Origin of the sequence: Nocardia sp. NPDC058497 (assembly GCF_042720195.1) — a bacterium.
GTDB lineage: Bacteria > Actinomycetota > Actinomycetes > Mycobacteriales > Mycobacteriaceae > Nocardia.
The window spans coordinates 1-4,472 of sequence record NZ_JBHXMY010000208.1; the positions used below are offsets into that span (position 1 = coordinate 1).

General features: G+C 71.3%; 2 protein-coding genes. Both read left to right on the top strand.

Translation table 11 applies throughout. The features are described 5' to 3' along the window. Positions 1-241: 241 nt before the first annotated feature. Positions 242-3,868: a chromosome segregation protein SMC gene (gene smc / locus ACFWPJ_RS16035; protein ID WP_378851940.1), complete on the top strand. Its 3,627-nt coding sequence runs from the start codon at positions 242-244 to the stop codon at positions 3,866-3,868. A gap of 71 nt (positions 3,869-3,939) precedes the next feature. After that, positions 3,940-4,383, top strand: a complete 444-nt coding sequence (locus ACFWPJ_RS16040) for a hypothetical protein (protein WP_378851942.1) — start codon at positions 3,940-3,942, stop codon at positions 4,381-4,383. The last annotated feature ends 89 nt before the right edge of the window (positions 4,384-4,472 follow it).

A 4,472-nucleotide genomic window follows, 5' to 3' on the forward strand; every position in this document is an offset into this window, starting at 1 on the left:
GGGTGTGGGGTAGACGCCACCCCCCCCGGCTCTGCGGCGGGGGGGGCGCCGGGCCGGGGGGCGGGCGCCCGATCAGCTACCCCTGCTCTCGTGTAAGTTTTGCCGCGTTTTCCGCTAGTCTCTCGTGAGCACATGGGTAACTCACCGGGTACCGGCTACCTGAGCGACCCCACCACCGCCGGCCGCGTGCCTTGTCCTCCCGCGCCCAGGTCTGGCCCGAATCGCGGAGAGGCGGCACAGCGTGCATTTGAAAAGCCTGACGTTGAAAGGGTTCAAGTCCTTCGCGTCCGCGACCACGCTGCGCTTCGAACCGGGGATTACCTGCGTCGTCGGGCCGAACGGGTCCGGTAAATCGAACGTCGTCGACGCCCTCACCTGGGTGATGGGTGAGCAGGGTGCCAAGGCGTTGCGGGGCGGCAAGATGCAGGACGTCATCTTCGCCGGCACCACCGGGCGCGCCGCGCTCGGGCGGGCCGAGGTGACCCTGACGATCGACAATTCCGACGGCGCGCTGCCGATCGACTACGCCGAGGTGTCGATCACCCGGCGGATGTTCCGTGACGGCGCGGGCGAGTACGAGATCAACGGCAGCAGCTGCCGGCTGATGGATGTGCAGGAACTGCTGTCGGACTCCGGTATCGGGCGCGAGATGCACGTCATCGTCGGCCAGGGGCAGCTCTCGGCGATCCTGGAATCCCGGCCGGAGGATCGGCGCGCGTTCGTCGAAGAGGCCGCGGGTGTGCTCAAGCACCGCAGGCGCAAGGAGAAGGCGGTCCGCAAGCTCGACGCGATGCAGGCCAACCTCGCCCGGCTCACCGACCTCACCACCGAACTGCGCCGCCAGCTCAAGCCGCTCGGCAGGCAGGCCGAGGTGGCGCGGCGCGCGCAGACCGTGCAGGCCGACCTGCGCGACGCGCGGCTGCGGCTGGCCGCCGACGACCTGGTTACCCGGCGCCACGAGCTGGAGTCCCAGCTCAGCAAGGAGGCCTACGCCCGCGAGCAGCAGATCGCCGTGCAGTCCGCGCTCGATGCCGCCAATGCCGCACTCGCCCAGCAGGAGTTCCAGCTGTCGCGGCTGAGTCCCAGCGCCGAGGCGGCCGCGCAGACCTGGTTCCAGCTCTCGGCGCTGGCCGAGCGGGTCAATGCCACCATCCGCATCGCCGGTGACCGGGCCAGGCACCTGCACACCGAGGCACCCGTGGGCACCGGCCGCGATCCCGACCAGCTCGAGGCCGAGGCCGACCGGATCGAGGCCGAGGAAGCCGAACTGCGCTACGCGGTGGAGATGGCCACCGAGACTCTCGAAGCCGCGCGTGAGGCCCTCGCCGATCGCGAGTACGCCGCCAAGGCCGCCGAGCAGGCGCACCTCGCCGCCGTGCGCGCCATCGCCGACCGCCGCGAAGGCCTGGCCCGGCTCTCCGGCCAGGTCGAGAACCTGCGCACCAGAGCCCAATCGGTCGACGCCGAGATCGCCCGGCTCTCGGTCGCGATCGCCGACGCCCGTCACCGCGGGGAGGCCGCCCAGGTCGAATACGACTCGGTGCAGGACGAACTCGGCGAACTCGACGCGGGGGAGAAGGGGCTCGACGCCCAGCACGAACACGCCGTCGCCGCCCTGGAACTGGCCGACGAGCGCGTACGCGAACTGCGTGAACAGGACCGCGAGGCGAGCAAGCTGGTCGCCAGGCTCGGCGCCCGCATCGAAGCGCTCGGGATGAACCTGGCCCGCAAGGACGGTGCGGCCTGGCTGCTCGAACACGGCGTGAGTGGACTCGGTGACCGGCTGTCGGCGCAGCTGCGCGTCGACGGCGGCTTCGAGGCCGCGGTCGCCGCGCTGCTCGGCCCGCTGGCCGACGCGATCACCGCCGACACCTCGACCGCCGCCGACGCTGCCGTGCGCGAACTGCGCTCCGGCGACGGCGGCCGGGTCGCCTTCGTCTTCGCCACCGCCGGATTGGTTCCCGCCGAGCGTGACACCCTGCCCGCGGGTGCGCGCTGGCTTGCCGAGGTCATCGACGGCGCCGAGCCGGTGCGCCCGGCCCTTGCCGCGCTCACCGCGGGCGTCGTGGTCGTCGACGATCTGGCCACCGCCACCGAGCTCGTCACGCTGCGCCCCGAACTGCGCGTGGTCACCCGCGACGGCGACCTGGCCGGTTCGGGCTGGATCGTCGGCGGCTCGGAACGGATGCCGAGCCAGCTCGAGGTCCAGGCCGAGATCGACACCGCCACGGCCGAATTGGCGTCGGCGCAGCGCAGGGCCGAGGAACTGGAAGCAGCGCTGGCCGGTGCGCTGGCCGAGCAGACCGACCGCAAGGACGCCGCCGACCACGCGCTGATGGCGCTGCACGAATCCGATCAGGCGCTGCTGGCGATCTACGACCGGCTGGCGCGCGTCGGCCAGACCGCCCGCGCGGCGCAGACCGAAGGCGAGCGCCACGCCGCCCAGCGCGCCGAGGCCGAATCCGCGCGGGAGAAGTCCCTGGCCACCCTGGCCGAACTCGAAGACCGGTTGCGGCACGCCGAGATGGAACACGACGGCGACGACGACAGCTACGGCGCCGCGGGCACCGAGACCGCGGGCCGGGAACGCGAGGAAGCCGCCGCCGCGCTCGCCGAGGCTCGCACCATGGAGGTCGAGGCCCGCCTGGCCGTGCGCACCGCCGAGGAACGCGCGGAATCGGTACGCGGCAAAGCGGATTCGCTGCGCAGGGCCGCCCGCGCCGAACGCGAGGCCAGGGCCCGCGCCGAACGCGCGCAGGCCGCCCGCCGTCAGGCCGCCGCCGTGGCCGCCGCCGTCGCCGAATCGGGTGCCAAGATCGCGCACGAGCTCGAGCGGGTCGTGGCCGCCGCCGCGGCGCGCCGGGACGAGCTGGTCCGGCGGCGCGGGGAATGCGCCGCCGCGCTGGAACAGGTGAAGGAACGCGCGCGGGCGCTGACCACCCAGCTGGCCCAGCTCACCGACGCCGTGCACCGCGACGAGGTCGCCAAAGCCCAAGCGGCCCTGCGCATCGAACAGCTCGAGACCACTATCTCCGAACAGTTCGGCATCGCCCTGGCCGATCTCGTCGCCGAGTACGGCCCCGATGTCCCGCTGCCGCCGTCGGCGCTGGAACTGCAGGAGTACGAGGACGCCAAGGAGCGCGGCGAGCAGGTCAGCGCGCCGCAGCCGATGCCCTACGACCGGGCATCCCAGGAGCGCCGCGCCAAACGCGCCGAGAAGGACCTCACCACCCTCGGCAAGGTGAATCCCCTTGCGCTGGAAGAGTTCGCGGCGCTCGAGGAACGCTACAACTTCCTCGCCACCCAGCTCGAGGACGTCAAGAACGCGCGCAAGGACCTCCTCGACGTGGTCGCCGAGGTCGACGCCCGCATCCTGCAGGTGTTCACCGAGGCCTACGCCGACGTGGAGCGCGAATTCGTCGGCGTCTTCGCCAAGCTGTTCCCGGGTGGTGAGGGCAGGCTGGTGCTCACCGACCCCTCCGACATGCTCACCACCGGCATCGAGGTGGAGGCCAGGCCGCCGGGCAAGAAGGTCAAGCGGCTCTCGCTGCTCTCCGGTGGCGAGAAGTCGCTGACCGCGGTCGCGTTGCTGGTCAGCATCTTCCGGGCCAGGCCGTCGCCGTTCTATGTGATGGACGAGGTCGAGGCGGCGCTGGACGACACCAACCTGCGCAGGCTCATCGGGCTGTTCGAGCAGCTGCGGGAGAAGAGCCAGCTGATCGTCATCACCCACCAGAAGCCGACCATGGAGATCGCCGACGCGCTCTATGGCGTGAGCATGCGCGGTGACGGCATCACCCAGGTGATCTCGCAGCGGTTGAACCGGGCCGAGGTGGCCGATACCGATCCGGTGGGCGCGCCCGCGTAGCAGTCCCACTGTGCGGGATTGTGAAACTGCGACACGTTTCATTGGCTCGGTCCGCTGTTAGCGTGCGATGGATGAAACGTGTAACTGCATCGCTCGTCGCCGGTGTCGCGGCCGCGCTCCTCGCTCCACTGCCCGCCGTGGGCGCCGACACCGGGTCGTCGTCTCTGTCGGGCGGCGGCTCGTCCTCGCTGTCGGGCAACAAGTCCGAGCTGCCGCCGTACGCGCAGTGGATCGGCGAGATCACCCCCGTCGTGGCCGAGGCGAAGACCTATCTCGCCGGACGGCTGCCCGGCGCGACCCGGCCCGCGATCGTCTTCGACATCGACAACACCACGCTGGAGACCTCCTACAACACCGGCCTGATCATCCCGGCGATCCAGCCGGTGCTCGGCCTGGCGACCTGGGCGAAGCAGAACGGCGCCGCGATCATCTTCGTCACCGGCAGGCCCGCCCTGGTCAACGCCTACTCCCAGGCGAACCTGACCTCGGTCGGCTACCCGGTCGACCCCCTGTAAGGGACCGCGGCCCCCCACCGGTGGGGGGGCCACCCCCGGGATGGCCGATAACAAAACCCGAGCCCGGGCGGAATAGAGATCCAAGGGGA

What these genes read in the sequence shown, in the direction of transcription:
- ACFWPJ_RS16040 (WP_378851942.1), top strand. Translation starts at nt 3,940, where the DNA reads ATGAAACGTGTAACTGCATCGCTCGTCGCCGGTGTCGCGGCCGCGCTC.